At 62.2% G+C, this 13,968-nt stretch carries 12 protein-coding genes and 1 tRNA gene; 5 read left to right on the forward strand and 8 right to left on the reverse strand.

The window, feature by feature from the left end:
* Positions 1–31 precede the first annotated feature (31 nt).
* The 3 genes from C4J92_RS17735 to C4J92_RS17745 form a co-directional block, all read right to left on the reverse strand.
* Complete coding sequence (locus C4J92_RS17735; protein WP_124404774.1) at positions 32–2,089, reverse strand: methyl-accepting chemotaxis protein; 2,058 nt, start codon at positions 2,087–2,089, stop codon at positions 32–34.
* 240 nt (positions 2,090–2,329) lie between these two features.
* Positions 2,330–3,025, reverse strand: a complete 696-nt coding sequence (locus tag C4J92_RS17740; RefSeq protein WP_124404775.1) for a tRNA (adenine(22)-N(1))-methyltransferase TrmK — start codon at positions 3,023–3,025, stop codon at positions 2,330–2,332.
* A gap of 13 nt (positions 3,026–3,038) precedes the next feature.
* Positions 3,039–3,749 (reverse strand): FadR/GntR family transcriptional regulator, encoded by a 711-nt coding sequence (locus tag C4J92_RS17745; protein ID WP_124367735.1) that lies wholly within the window; start codon positions 3,747–3,749, stop codon positions 3,039–3,041.
* 336 nt (positions 3,750–4,085) lie between these two features.
* Here C4J92_RS17745 and C4J92_RS17750 point away from each other — a divergent pair, with 336 nt between their 5' ends.
* From C4J92_RS17750 to C4J92_RS17765, 4 genes are all read left to right on the forward strand, one after another.
* Positions 4,086–5,447, forward strand: a complete 1,362-nt coding sequence (locus tag C4J92_RS17750) for an MFS transporter (protein WP_124404776.1) — start codon at positions 4,086–4,088, stop codon at positions 5,445–5,447.
* A gap of 18 nt (positions 5,448–5,465) precedes the next feature.
* Positions 5,466–6,791, forward strand: coding sequence for a glucarate dehydratase (gene gudD, locus C4J92_RS17755; protein WP_124404777.1), 1,326 nt, complete (start codon positions 5,466–5,468; stop codon positions 6,789–6,791).
* A 278-nt stretch (positions 6,792–7,069) separates the two neighbouring features.
* Positions 7,070–8,098: an alpha/beta fold hydrolase gene (locus C4J92_RS17760; protein WP_124404778.1), complete on the forward strand. Its 1,029-nt coding sequence runs from the start codon at positions 7,070–7,072 to the stop codon at positions 8,096–8,098.
* A gap of 132 nt (positions 8,099–8,230) precedes the next feature.
* A complete protein-coding gene (locus C4J92_RS17765; RefSeq protein ID WP_124404779.1) occupies positions 8,231–8,401 on the forward strand; it encodes a DUF2986 domain-containing protein in 171 nt (56 codons plus the stop codon).
* Here C4J92_RS17765 and C4J92_RS17770 read toward each other — a convergent pair.
* The 5 genes from C4J92_RS17770 to C4J92_RS17790 form a co-directional block, all read right to left on the reverse strand.
* A complete protein-coding gene (locus C4J92_RS17770) occupies positions 8,373–9,368 on the reverse strand; it encodes a GlxA family transcriptional regulator (protein WP_124404780.1) in 996 nt (331 codons plus the stop codon). The two genes, C4J92_RS17765 and C4J92_RS17770, sit on opposite strands and share 29 nt — an antisense overlap.
* Positions 9,369–9,372: 4 nt before the next feature.
* Complete coding sequence (locus tag C4J92_RS17775) at positions 9,373–9,915, reverse strand: cysteine hydrolase family protein (protein WP_124404781.1); 543 nt, start codon at positions 9,913–9,915, stop codon at positions 9,373–9,375.
* A gap of 163 nt (positions 9,916–10,078) precedes the next feature.
* Positions 10,079–11,290, reverse strand: a complete 1,212-nt coding sequence (locus tag C4J92_RS17780) for a YeeE/YedE family protein (protein ID WP_124404782.1) — start codon at positions 11,288–11,290, stop codon at positions 10,079–10,081.
* A 138-nt stretch (positions 11,291–11,428) separates the two neighbouring features.
* A tRNA-Asn gene (locus C4J92_RS17785) sits at positions 11,429–11,504 on the reverse strand.
* A gap of 54 nt (positions 11,505–11,558) precedes the next feature.
* Positions 11,559–12,461, reverse strand: a complete 903-nt coding sequence (locus C4J92_RS17790; RefSeq protein ID WP_124404783.1) for a LysR family transcriptional regulator — start codon at positions 12,459–12,461, stop codon at positions 11,559–11,561.
* A gap of 98 nt (positions 12,462–12,559) precedes the next feature.
* On the opposite strand from C4J92_RS17790, the gene lldD reads away from it, so the two are divergent.
* Positions 12,560–13,714: an FMN-dependent L-lactate dehydrogenase LldD gene (lldD, locus tag C4J92_RS17795; protein ID WP_124367756.1), complete on the forward strand. Its 1,155-nt coding sequence runs from the start codon at positions 12,560–12,562 to the stop codon at positions 13,712–13,714.
* Positions 13,715–13,968 lie beyond the last annotated feature (254 nt).

The following is a 13,968-nucleotide window of genomic DNA, read 5'->3' on the forward strand; positions in this document are numbered from 1 at the left end:
GCGACAGCGGCAGAGTGCCCTGAATGGGCGCTCAGTCCAATCGAAACCGCGCCGTGTTAGCACTCAACGCCCGGCTGCCCTTGCTCAGACTGTCGGCGGCCTGATTGACCGCCCGCGCGCCGTCGAGCAAGCGCCCGGCCGCCTGGTCCACCTGCTGGATATTGCCGCTCACCTCGTCGGCCGTCGTGGCCTGTTCTTCCACGGCGGCGGCGATTTGCGCCAGGGTGTCGGTGACATTCTGCACGGCACCGGCGATTTCGCCGAGGCGCGTGCCCAGGCCGGTGACGGATTCGGCGTCACTGAGCGCCTGGTTGCAGGCGGCGCCCATCAGGCTGACGGCCTGGCTGACCGTGGCGCGCAGGCTGTCCACGGTGCTGGCGATCTGCGCGGTGGACGCCTGGGTGCGTTGCGACAGGCTGCGCACCTCATCGGCGACCACGGCAAATCCGCGGCCTTGCTCGCCGGCGCGGGCGGCTTCGATGGCGGCATTGAGGGCCAGCAGGTTGGTCTGCTCGGCGATCCCGCGAATGGTGTCGACCACCGATTGAATCTGCTGGCCCTGCTGGCTGACTTGTTCCAGGGCATTGGCGGTGTCGGTCAGACGCTGGTTGAGTTGCTGGATGCTGGCCGTGGTGCGCTGGCTGTCGCGGCTGCTGTCCTCGGCGATACGCCGGGTCTGCTGGGCGCTGTCGGCAGCCTGCTCGCAACTTTTGGCGACCCCCAGGGAGGTGGCGGCCAATTGGGTGGCGGCTGCGGCAATCTGGCTGATCTGGTGTTGCTGGTCTTCGACTTCGGTGAGGGTGCTGCCCGATTGCGCGTTGAGAGTGAGCACGGTGGCGCCCAGCTGCTGGGTTTCATGATTGACGCCGAGCAGGCTGGCGCGCAGTTGCACCACGGCGACGTTGAGCGCCGTGCTGATGGCGGCCAGTTCGTCGCGCCCCTCCACCGCCACTTCGACGCGCAGGTTGCCGTCGCGCAAGGACTCGGCCAGCGTCGTGATGCCGCTGGCGCTGCGGCGGATCGACGCTTGCAGGCAGACGAACAGGTACAACGCCGCCAGCGCCAGCAGGCTGAACGTCGCCGCCACGGGGATGAAGTGCTGCAGCGAGCGCTCACGGTAGTAACTCAAGCGCGCGTCGAGCGAATGCAGCGACTGGCTGCGCAACGCGCCCAAGGCCGCGAGCATGGCGTCAACGCTTTGGTCGAACGCGGCGGTGTCGAGCTTGATGGTGCCGTCGAAGACGCCCTCGTCCAGAGTCTTCAGCTCGCTGTCCAGGCGTTGCAGGCTGGTTTCGTACTGCACCGTCCAGGGCTCGAGGCCTGGGTATTGCCTGGCTTTGAGCGCGCCGGCTGCCTTGACCAATTGGTCGCGCGCATCACCGATGCGGCCGCGCAGGTCGCGCATCTGCAAACGGCTTTGCAGGGTGAACTGGCCCGAGGCGATCGAGGATTGGCCGACGCTGGCCGTGCGCCCGATACGCTCGATCAGGTCCGGGGTGTGCTGGCTGGAAATCTGCATCAGCAGGTAGGTTTCCAGCCACGGATCGAGGATCAGGCCGGCGTCCAGGGTGATCTGTTCGCGCAGCGATTGCATCCCGGTCAGGGCCGCGGTGAAGCGGTCATAGCCATCCGGCCACCAGCCGACGGTGCGCAGGGCCTGGGTGTCCATGCCCTTGACCGCTGCCTGCAAGGTGTCGAAGCGCGCCAGGGTATCGGCGCTGGCGTTATGGTTTCTGAGCGCGTCGCCCAGGGTTTGCAGGCCTTGTTGGATCACTGGGCTGCCAGCGTCGACCTTGTCCATTGCGGCCTGGGCGGCAGGGGTTGGCGTATGCAGGATGTCCAGGGCTTTCCAGCGGGCGGCCAGGTTGCGTTGGGCGGTCAGTTGCACATCGAGCGAGTCCAGCGCCAACAGTTGGCGCACACCGGACTGTTCGCTGGAGATCACCGCGAGTTTGTCGCGGTAATCCTGGCCGATCATCCACAGGCTCCCGGCCAGCGGCAGCATGAACAGGAAGAACAGCACCTGAAACTTGCGCGCGAAACCGAACCGTCCAAGCAGGCGGATACCCGGTGATAAAAGTCTTTGCATGCCCTGCAACTCCCCTGAACAAACTCAAGCTTCACAGCGTGTGAAATAACTAACGGCAAAATGCCATGTCATTGATTAGCAAGATATGGGCCGCAGGTTGAAACCTTGGCGATAGGCGTGATGGCACCGTGAAACCGGCCGGCGGTGCGCGAAAATGGGGCAAAAGCACTCAGTGGTGGGCACGCTCTGTAACCGCCGGGGACAAAAGTTTCGGGGGCGCTACGCTGTTCGCGGCGGCGTTCAGCCCAGCACATGGGTAATCCATTGGATTTGCTGGGCAATTTCTTGCCGTTTTGCTTGCGGCACCGACTGCCTGGCCCTCTCGAAACCGGCAAGCGTCTTGTGTTTCTCGCGCAGCAGGCGTTGCCATTTCGCCACGAACATCGGGGTGCGCGCCTGCAGGTGCAGCGGCCCGAAGTACAGCTGCTCATCGGTATAGTTCACCGGCCCGCTACGTTCGGCGACGATGATTTCGTAGTAGAAGCGGTTCTCATGCAGCAGCTCCTCGTGCAGGATTCGGTAGTCGTTGTCCATTAACCAGTGGCGCAACGGTTGCTCGCCGCCGTTGGGTTGCAGGATCAGGCGTTCCTGGCCGCTCAACCGCGCTTTACCGCTGTCGAGGATGTGGCGGATCGTCTCGCCGCCCATGCCGCACAGGCTGACAGCGGTGATAGCGTCGTCCGGCTCGATGGCTGCCAGACCATCGGCCCGGCGTACGCAGATGCACTGCTCCAGGTCGTTGGCGCACACGGTGCGCTGGGCCGCGCGAAAGGGCGTGGCCGCGACCTCTCCCGCCACGGCCCCGGTAATGACGCCACGACGCATCAGCGCCACCGGCAGGTAAGCATGGTCCGAGCCGATATCAGCCAGGCGCGCGCCGACCGGCACCCATGCCGCCACGCGCTCCAGGCGCATGGACAATGTGTGTTCGTTCAACAGGGATTCCTTGTCATTCGCCGGAAAATCGATCCCGGCTATTGGTCAAATGCAGCACCATCGCCGCCCGCGCGGCATCCGGATCCTGGCGCTTGAGCGCATTGAAGATCGCCTCATGCTCCAGGTTCGCCAGTTGCCCCAGCTTGGCAAAATCCGCGCCGCCCCGCTCGGCGCCCAACACCAGGGCGCGGGGGATCATCGCGGTGCCCAGGTGCTGCATGATTTCGCTGAAAAACGTGTTGCCGGTGGCCTCGGCGATCAGTTGGTGAAAGCGCTTGTCTTCTTCCACGCAGCTGTCGTTGTTGGCCAGGGAGGCCTGGTAGTCGTCCAGCGCCTGACGCATGTGCGCCAGTTGCTCGTCGGTACGGCGCAGCGCGGCCAGCGCCACGGCTTGCACTTCCAGGCCCAGGCGCAGCTCCAGCATGTTGCGCACGCTGGCGACCGTGTCCACATGCAGGCGCAAGCCTTGCTGAGGGTGTTGCGCCAGCACGAAGGTGCCGATGCCATGGCGCGTCTCCACCAGGCCAGAGGCTTGCAGCTTGGAGATGGCTTCGCGCACCACCGTACGGCTGACCCCGTGCTCAAGCACGATGGTGGATTCGGACGGCAGTTTTTCACCGGGTTTGAGCTGCCCGAGCAGGATGCGCTGGGTCAGTGCGTCGACCACACCCTGGGCCAGGTTGGTGGAGCGTTTGCGCACAGCGGGGGCGTTTTCAATGGGCATTGCGAGGGTCCACGGGGTTGGGCTGGTGGGAGCTTAACACTGGGCTCAGGCGCGGCGCTGGGTTGATTCGTGAAACGATTGACTTGTATGACAACCAACCTGAAACACTTCAGTGCCATTCCTGCATTGGGGATTTTTCGCCGGGGTACCGGCGGCTATAAGGCTTAAAAAACCCATTAAAAACCTGATAAATAACCAAAAGAACGCCTGCTCGCCGCTTTTATAAGAATAAATACAGATCCCAACGCATTGCGGTTTTCAAAAAACAACTTGTATGATGTCTGGCAACAAGACACGCAAACCCGCATAAAAACAAATCAGGGGGAGTTTTGAATTGTGAACAATTCAAGCCATGCATCTGCCACACCAGAAACTGATTCGGTGCTCACCCGCGCCGTGAGCAAAGTGAAGGGCCACGTGCTCCCACTGTTCGTGATCATGTTCATCCTCAACTACATCGACCGGGTCAACATCGGCTTCGTGCGCACGCATATGGAGCACGACCTGGGCATCGGCGCGGCGGCCTATGGCTTCGGTGCCGGGCTGTTCTTCATCGGCTACGCGATCTTCGAAGTGCCGTCGAACATGCTGCTGCAAAAAGTCGGCGCGCGCATCTGGCTGACCCGCATCATGTTCACCTGGGGCATCGTCGCCACGATGATGGCGTTCATCCAGAACGAAACCCACTTCTACATCCTGCGCTTTTTGCTGGGCGTGGCTGAAGCGGGCTTCTTCCCCGGCGTGATCTACTACTTCACCCGCTGGTTGCCAGGCGTGGAGCGCGGCAAAGCCATTGCGATTTTCCTCAGTGGCTCGGCGGTTGCGTCACTGATCTCCGGCCCGCTGTCGGGTGCGCTGTTGCAGATCGAAGGCTTGGGCTTTCACGGCTGGCAATGGATGTTCGCCATCGAAGGCCTGGCCTCGGTGGCGCTGGGCTTCTTCGTCTGGTTCTGGCTGGACTCCAAGCCCCATGACGCCAAGTGGCTGAGCCGCGAAGAACAGGACGCACTGGTGGGCGCCATCGATCAGGAACAGCGTGATCGCGAAGCCCTGACCACGGTCAAACCGACCATCGGCAAACTGCTCAAGGACCGTCAGATCATGCTGTTCTGCGCCTTGTATTTCTGCATCCAACTGACGATCTATGCGGCGACGTTCTGGCTGCCGAGCATCATCAAGAAAATGGGTGACCTGAGCGATGTGCAGGTCGGGTTCTTCAACTCGATTCCCTGGCTGATCTCGATCATCGCCATGTACGCTTTCGCATCGCTGTCGGGCAAGTTCAAATTCCAGCAGGCCTGGGTCGCGGCAGCCTTGTTGATCGCGGCAGCCGGGATGTTCATGTCCACCACTGGCGGGCCGATCTTCGCCTTCGTGGCCATCTGCTTTGCGGCCATCGGTTTCAAATCCGCTTCTTCGCTGTTCTGGCCGATCCCACAGGGCTACCTCGACGTGCGCATCGCCGCCGCGGTGATCGCGCTGATCAACTCCATCGGCAACCTGGGTGGCTTTGTCGCACCGACCACTTTTGGCTTCCTGGAACAAACCACCGGCTCGATCCAGGGCGGGCTTTACGGCCTGGCCGGCACCTCTGTGCTCGCGGCCATCCTGGTGTTTTTCGCCAAGACGTCACCGTCTGCCGGCTTGATGTCGCCCAGCGTTGCGCCCACCGGCGCCGCCGTCAGCAAATCTATTTGAGCGTATAAGGACTTTGCCATGAACACGCCTGTTGTCACCCATTTCCAAGTCATCCCGGTCGCCGGCCACGACAGCATGCTGCTGAATCTCAGCGGCGCCCACGGCCCTTATTTCACCCGCAATATCGTCATTCTCAAGGACAGTTGCGGCAACACCGGCGTAGGCGAAGTGCCCGGTGGCGAGCGCATCCGTGAAACCCTGGAAGACGCGCGCGGCCTGGTGATCGGCCAGCCCATCGGGCAATACCAGCGCATCCTCAATCAAATGCGCACCACCTTTGCCTCACGGGACGCGGCCGGTCGTGGGCTGCAAACCTTTGATCTGCGTATCACCATTCACGCCGTTACCGCGATGGAGGCTGCCCTGCTCGACTTGCTCGGGCAATTCCTCGAAGTACCGGTGGCGGCCCTGCTCGGAGAGGGCCAGCAACGCGATGCGGTGAAAATGCTCGGTTATCTGTTCTACGTCGGTGACCGCAGCGCAACGGACCTGGCCTATCGCAACGAGGCCGACGCCGACGACGACTGGTTCCGCCTGCGCCACGAGAAAGCCCTGACCGCCGACGCCGTGGTACGCCTGGCCGAAGCCGCCAAAGCCAAATACGGCTTCAACGACTTCAAGCTCAAGGGCGGCGTGCTGAGTGGCGATGCAGAAATCGAAGCCGTTACGGCCCTGGCCGAACGCTTCCCCGATGCGCGCATCACCCTCGACCCAAACGGCGCCTGGTCACTCAAGGAAGCGATCCGCCTGTGCCGTGACCAGCATCACGTACTCGCCTATGCCGAAGACCCCTGCGGTGCGGAAAACGGTTACTCGGGCCGCGAAGTCATGGCCGAATTCCGCCGCGCCACGGGCCTGAAAACCGCCACCAACATGATCGCCACCGACTGGCGTGAAATGGGCCATGCGATCCAGCTGCAATCGGTGGACATTCCCCTCGCCGACCCGCACTTCTGGACGATGCAGGGCTCGGTGCGGGTGGCGCAACTGTGCAACGAGTGGGGCCTGACCTGGGGCTCGCACTCCAACAACCATTTCGACATTTCCCTGGCCATGTTCACCCAGGTGGCGGCCGCCGCACCCGGCGAGATCACCGCCATCGACACCCACTGGATCTGGCAGGACGGCCAGCGCCTGACCAAGGCGCCCCTGCAGATTGAAGGCGGCTACGTAAAAGTGCCGACCAAGCCTGGCCTCGGGGTGGAAATCGACATGGATGCCGTGGCCAAGGCCCATGAGTTATACAAAGGCATGGGATTGGGCGCGCGGGACGACAGCGTGGCGATGCAGTACCTGATTCCAGGTTGGAGCTTCAACAACAAGCGACCTTGCCTGGTGCGGTGAGGCGTGGAGCCCTGATCTTTAGCTGATACAGCACAAATCCAATGTGGGAGGGGGCTTGCTCCCGATGGCGGTCTATCAGTTAAAAAATGGCTGACTGACACACCGCCATCGGGAGCAAGCCCCCTCCCACATTTGGATCAGCGCAGCGTCGCTCCCGGCGCGCTATTGCTACCCAACAGGATGATCCGTAAAGCGTTCGGCGGTAAAAGGTCTGCGCGCCTACCAAAACTGCCTGTTCCAGTTCATGCTGCGCCCTCACTTCAAGGACGATAAAAACAGTGAAAACCGCCCTCGCCGCCCTGTTCCTGATTTGCCTGACCGGCCACGCATTCGCCAACGACTACCCTGTCGGCTTCAAAACCGCCACGCTGTCAGATGTACACAACCTGCGCCCGCTGGAATTAGTGGTCTGGTATCCCGCGATAACCGAAGCCACGCCACGGCTGATCCGAGACGACATGGTTTTCTACGGCACCCTCGCCGTACCCGACGCACCGCCGGCCAACGGCGAACACCCGCTGGTGGTGCTTTCCCACGGCTATCGTGGCAATTGGGGCAATCAGGCGTGGCTGGGCAGTGCGTTGGCCCGTCAGGGTTATATCGTGGCGACGGTCAACCATCCGGGCAGCACTACCAAAGATCGCAGCCCCGCCGCAGCCGCACGATTGTGGCAGCGGCCCGAAGACCTGAGTCGTGCCATTGACTCGGTGCTTGCGCAGCCCAAGCAGTTCGGCGCCGTGGCGCAAAGCCGCATTGCACTGGCAGGTCACTCCCTCGGCGGCTGGACCGTGCTGGAAAGCGCCGGTGCGCGTTTTGATCCCGCGCGCTTTGCCAAGGATTGCGGCGTCCATCCACAACTGAGCAGTTGCAGCGTCTACCAGCAAATGAACCCCGCCGGTACTCCGGCTGGCGAGGCTCAATTGGCTGCTGACTTGAGCGACAAGCGCGTCACTGCGGTGGTGTCCCTGGACATTGGCCTGTCGCGCGGTTTTACCGATGCAAGCCTGGCCGCGCTGCCCGTGCCGGTACTGGTAATCGCCGCTGGCGTGCCGTCCGTAGAATTGCCTGCGCAACTGGAGTCCGCCGACCTGGCCAAGCGGCTCCCCAAGGCGTCAACGCAGTACGTGGAAATCAGCGATGCGAGCCACTTCAGCTTTATGGCGCAGTGCAAACCCGGCGCAGCGGCAATGCTCGACGAGGATGCGCCCGGCGACGGCATCATTTGCCAGGATGGCGCGGGCGGGCGGCCTCGGGCGGCGATCCAGCAGCAGGTGGTCACGCTGATCAGCAAGTTCCTCGCACATTAATCTGTGGCGAAGGCGCTTGCTCCATCGCCGCAGGTACAGCGCATCCTTGACGGGTATGCCTTTCAATCCAGGACCACGGCCACAGTTTTCAAACTGGTATCATCCGCGCCCTCCCCCATCAGGCCAACACACATGAACCGCCAGAAAAAACTCAAGCAGCTCTTCAAGGCCAAGGCCAAAAAGGCCAGTGCCAAACTGGCGCCGAAGAGCAAAGATACATACGTCAGCAAGGCGGATCGTTTAAAGCTGGCGACCGAGACCGGCCAGGAGTCGGTTACGCCCCCTGAGACGCTGGCTGAATAAAGCGCATCGTTGAAGGCGTGCCCGTTTCATATTTGCCCCAGATACGCCGCAGGTGGCGCGCCGAACCAAAGCCTGCGCGCTCGGCGACGGTTTCGATGTCCAGGCTCGACTCCACCAGCAGCTCGCGAGCCACGGCCAGGCGCAGACGGTGCAGGTAATCCAACGGGCTGATGCCGACATGCTCGTGGAACAGGCGCGCCAGATGGCGGCTGCCGGTGCAGGCCAGGTCCGCCATGCGGGTGACGGTCCAGGTGTCGCAGGGGGCGGCGGCAATGGCGTCTTGTACACGATGGACCGCCGGGTGCAGGTGATTACGACCGGCTATCCACGGCGATAACTGCGGGTCGGTGCCGCTGCGGCGCAGGTACACCACCATGTCCCGTGCGACGGCGCACGCCAGCCTTGGCCCGGCACGCTCGGCGACCAGGTGCAGCATCATATCGATACCGGCGGTGATCCCGGCGCTGCAGCTTACCCGACCGTCGGTGACGTACAGCCGGTTTTCCAAGACCCGGGCTTTGGGCGCGAGGGCCTGGAGGGTGGCGCACAGCGTGTGGTGCGTGGTGCATTGGCGCCCGTCGAGCAGCCCGGCGCGGGCGGCAGTCAGCGCACCGGCGCACACGCATATCAAGCGCTCGGCTGAGGGTGCAAACACCGTCTGCAACCATTGCACCAGGCTGTCGCTGGCGGATTCGAAGGCCTGCTGGCGTGCTTTGTCCACCTTCATGCTGGAGCCGACCAATACCACCAGGGTGCCCGGCGCCAAGCGGGTCGGCAAGGGCGCCAGGCCGGTTAACGGCAAACCGATGGAGCTGTGCAGGGATTCCACCGGGCTGACGTACTGCAGCTCGAAATCCACCGCCGCCGGGTCGTCGGCCTGCGCGGCCAGGCGCAGCACTTCGGCGGGCCCCGCCAGGTCGAGCATCAGCACATTGGGCAACAGCACGAACAGCACCGGCACGCTCATGGATTCACCCCGCCAATGCCTGGGCGACGGTGACGATGCGCGCAAACCGATCCTCCAGCACCAGTTCCGTACGCTCGCGAATCTCCGCCGAGGTATACACCCGGCCGCTGCGTGCGTGGGTCATCGGGAAGGTCAGCGTAGCCTCGCTGACGAAGTCGACGCTAAACCCGCTGTCCGAAGCCTGCCGCGTGGTGGTTTCACAGCACTGTTCGGTACGAATGCCGCTGATGATCAAGGTGGTGGCGCCCATCTGCGTGAGGCGTGCGGCCAGCGACGTACCGGCAAAGGCGCTGTGGTAGTGCTTATGAATGACCAGCTGCGGATCGATCGATAACTCGCTCAATGTCTTGACGTTACCCGATGCCATCGAAAAGTGCCCTTGGTCTTCCACATGAAAGACTTGTACCACCGGGATGCCCTGCTGAACACAGCCGTCGATGAGGGCCTGCTGGTTTGCCAGGTAATCCGGCAGGTCGTTTTCGGACCAGTAGGGTGAATGACGGAAGGAATGCTGGGCATCAATCACGATCAGGGCTTTGCGGTTCATGGCGGGTCCTTTTGGCTTATGTATGGAGGCAGTGCTGCAAGCCATGGTAAAGACCCTGCCGGATGCACAACAGGCGCAAGGCGGACCGGTTCAGGACGGATTCGGACATGCCAGTGGATGCCATGGCCGGCAGCTGCCAGCCAGGCGACGATGAACCGCTCGTTCAGCAACCACTCAAGGCGACCTGAGGCCGTTCGCCGGCGAAGAAAAACGGTCGCAGGCGTACGCCCACGCTATTGCCGATAAACGCGGCCACCAGCCACAGCCAACCATGAAGGCTCCCCGAGGCAATGCCACTGAAGTAGGCGCCAATGTTGCAGCCGTACGCCAGGCGCGAACCATACCCGAGCAGCAAGCCGCCGATGACCGCCGCGATCAACGAGCGCGCCGGGATCTTCAAGCTCGGCGCGAAACGCCCGGCCAGGCCGGCGGCCAACAGCGCGCCAAGAATAATGCCGATGTCCATGACGCTGGTGATGTCTTCCCAAACCGGTGCGGCCAGGGCCTTGGCATTGCCCGGCACCTGCCAGAACGCCCAACTGGCCACGTCCACCCCCAGCCCGCTCGCCATCTTGGCGCCCCACAGCGCGAACGCTGAAGTAATGCCCCATGGCCGCCCGGCCAAAGCCAGCGTGGCGTAGTTGAGCAAGGCCAAGCCAATCGCCCCCCACACCAACGGCCACGGCCCGCGCAGGAAGCGACGCAGCCCCTGATGTTCGCTGGTCACGCCAGCTTCAAGCTGACCGTGGCGGCCCTTCTCCAGGCGCACGGTCACCAGCGCAATGAGCGCGAACACAGCCAGGCTCAGGAGCAACGCCGGCAGTACGCCGAAGCTTTTGACGATTGAAACGGGCGGGAACGACGGCAAGGCAAACCACCAGTCGACGTGGTGCGTAGCGATCAACGATCCGCAGATAAAGAACAACAGAGTCACCAGCATGCGCGCATTACCGCCACCCACGGTGAACAGGGTGCCCGACGCGCAACCGCCGCCCAGTTGCATGCCGATGCCGAAGATAAATGCGCCGAATACCACCGACACCCCGGCCGGCGCCACCAGCCCGACCACCGGCTGACCGAACAAGCTGCCCGCGCCCAGCGCCGGGAAGAACAACAACACCGCCACCGCCAGCATCACCATCTGCGCGCGCAAGCCGGCGCCGCGCCGATCATTGATAAACACGCGCCAGGCCGAGGTAAAACCAAAGGCGGCGTGGTACAGCGTCAAGCCCAATGCGGCGCCGACGACCAGCAACAACACCTGGCGCACACCCACTGTGCTTTGCAGGAATACGGCACCCGCCATCAGGACGATAAAGGCCACCAATGGCGCGAACGGCTTGCGCGCCGGGGTCAGGGAAAGGGAAGTGCTCATGGGGACCTCAATGTGTTTGAAGCTGGCCAGTATAGACCCAGAGCGATGGCGGACAGGCGCGGTCGTTCAGGTACGCGCTGTTGCCGGGTCAAATTTCAAGCAAAAAAAAGCCTGCATCTCTGCAGGCTTTTCTCTATCTGGCTCCACGACCTGGACTCGAACCAGGGACCCAATGATTAACAGTCATTTGCTCTACCAACTGAGCTATCGCGGAATGCGCCGTATGTTACTGATTAAAAAGAAGAAGTCAAGCCTCCTCTGACGTGTGTCACGACGTGGCAGGATGACCAGTCGAAACCGCCTGCTCCCTGGCCAGTTCCAGCCATGCGCGCGCAGCGGGTGGCAAGTGGGCGCTGGCGCGCCAGGCCAGGGCGATATGCCAGTCGGTGTGGGGCTCGTCCAAGGGGATCAATGCGATGCCGGCGTGTTGGTGTGTGCGCGCCAGCATCCGTGGCAGGAAGGCGACGCCCAGACCGGCGGTGACCAGGTCGACGATAAAGTCGATCTGCCCGCTACGAGCCGTCACCTTTGGCACTACGCCCTTGCGTTCGCAGGCGGCGAGGATTTTCGCGTTGAGGGCGAAACCGGCTTCGAACAGGATGAACGGCGAGTCTGCCAGGTCGGTGAAGTCGATGCGTTCGCGGCGCGCCAATGGGTGGCTGACAGGCAATACGGCGATCAGCGGTTCGTTGCGTACAGGCTGGTAGTCGAAGCCTTCATCCACCGGCAGCAGCAGGGCCGCCAGGTCGACCTCCCCGGCTTCCAGGCATTCGCGCAGTTTTTTGCTGCCGTATTCGGTGAGTTCGATGTCGATGTCGGGGTAGCGCGTGCGGTAGGTGGCGAACATTGTCGCAAACAGTACGCCGCAACCTACCGGTGGCAGGCCGATGCGCAGCACGCCGCGCTTGAGACCGCGCAGGTCGTTGATCTCCACCACCAGGTCATTGTGTTCGGCAAGCAGCACCAGGGCGCGGCGATAGGTAATTTCGCCGGCGGCGGTGAGTTCGTTCTTGTGGCCAAGACGATTGAGCAGCGGTGTGCCCAACTCCTCTTCGAGGGTCTTGACCGCCTTGCTGACCGTGGACTGGGTCAGGGATACCACCTCGGCCGCCTGGGAAAAACCACCCTGGCGCACCACTTCGACAAACGCTCGCAGGGTTCGCAGGTTCATCAGTATTCCTTTTGCGACTGGATTGCAGCGATAAAAGTTGTTTTTATCATGCCAGAACTTTGCTTATCGTGGGCACTTTGCCGAGTGGAACCCATGCCATGATTATTTCGTCCGCCTCCGATTACCGTGCTGCCGCCAAGCGCAAGTTACCGCGCTTTCTGTTCGACTATATCGATGGCGGCGCCTACGCCGAACACACCCTGCGCGCCAATAGTTCGGACCTGGCAGAGATCAGCCTGCGCCAGCGCATCTTGCGCAATGTCGACAACCTGAGTTTGAAGACGTCGCTATTTGGCCAGGAGCTGGCCATGCCGGTCATTCTCAGCCCGGTCGGCTTGACGGGCATGTATGCACGACGTGGTGAAGTGCAAGCGGCCAAGGCGGCGGCGAACGCCGGTGTGCCCTTCTGCCTGTCGACGGTGTCGGTATGCCCGATCGAGGAAGTCGCCTCGCAAAGCCCGCAGTCGATCTGGTTCCAGCTGTATGTGCTCAAGGATCGCGGCTTCATGCGCAATGCCCTGGAGCGGGCGCAGGCGGCAGGCGTGACGACACTGGTGTTCACCGTTGACATGCCGACCCCTGGCGCGCGTTACCGTGATGCGCACTCGGGCATGTCCGGGCCGTATGCGGCGCAACGGCGAATATTGCAGGCCGTGACCAAGCCGCAATGGGCGTTCGATGTGGGCTTGATGGGCCGCCCCCACGACCTCGGCAATATTTCCAGGTATCTGGGCAAACCCACGCACCTGGAAGACTACATCGGCTGGCTGGCCACCAACTTCGACCCGTCGATCAGCTGGAAAGACCTGGAGTGGATCCGCGACTTCTGGAAGGGCCCGATGATCATCAAAGGCATCCTGGACCCGCAGGACGCCAAGGATGCCGTAAGTTTCGGCGCCGACGGCATCGTGGTCTCCAACCATGGCGGCCGCCAGCTCGATGGCGTGCTGTCTACCGCCAAGGCGTTGCCGCCGATTGCCGAGGCCGTTGGCGATGACCTCACCGTGCTGGTGGATTCCGGCATTCGTTCCGGACTCGACGTGGTGCGCATGCTCGCGCTCGGCGCCAAGGCCTGCCTGCTGGGGCGCTCCGCAGTGTATGCGCTGGCCGCCGATGGTCAGCATGGCGTGGAAAACCTGCTGGATATTTTCGCCAAGGAAATGCGCGTCGCCATGACGCTGACAGGGGTCACTTCCATCGCGCAGATTGACCGTTCTACGTTGGTAACCCCCTCTTCAAACATTCAATATTAGTCAGAGAAATGGCGCGACTGTTTGTCGACGGTTTTCATGAAAAACCAGTTCATTGATTTATATAGGTATTTATTAATTCAAACGATTGGCACGAATCTGGCTCTAACCCACTCACGCAGGTCAAGCGATGACAAGACGTGTGGCAGTGCCCTGGGCTTATAACCCGGCGTAAAGCGGTCTAAACTGTTTCCAATGTTTTACGGAACTGAAGGAACAGTAAGACGCTTGGCACTTGCCACTCTCATCCCGCCTGT

The organism is Pseudomonas sp. R3-18-08 (assembly GCF_003852065.1).
Lineage (GTDB): Bacteria > Pseudomonadota > Gammaproteobacteria > Pseudomonadales > Pseudomonadaceae > Aquipseudomonas.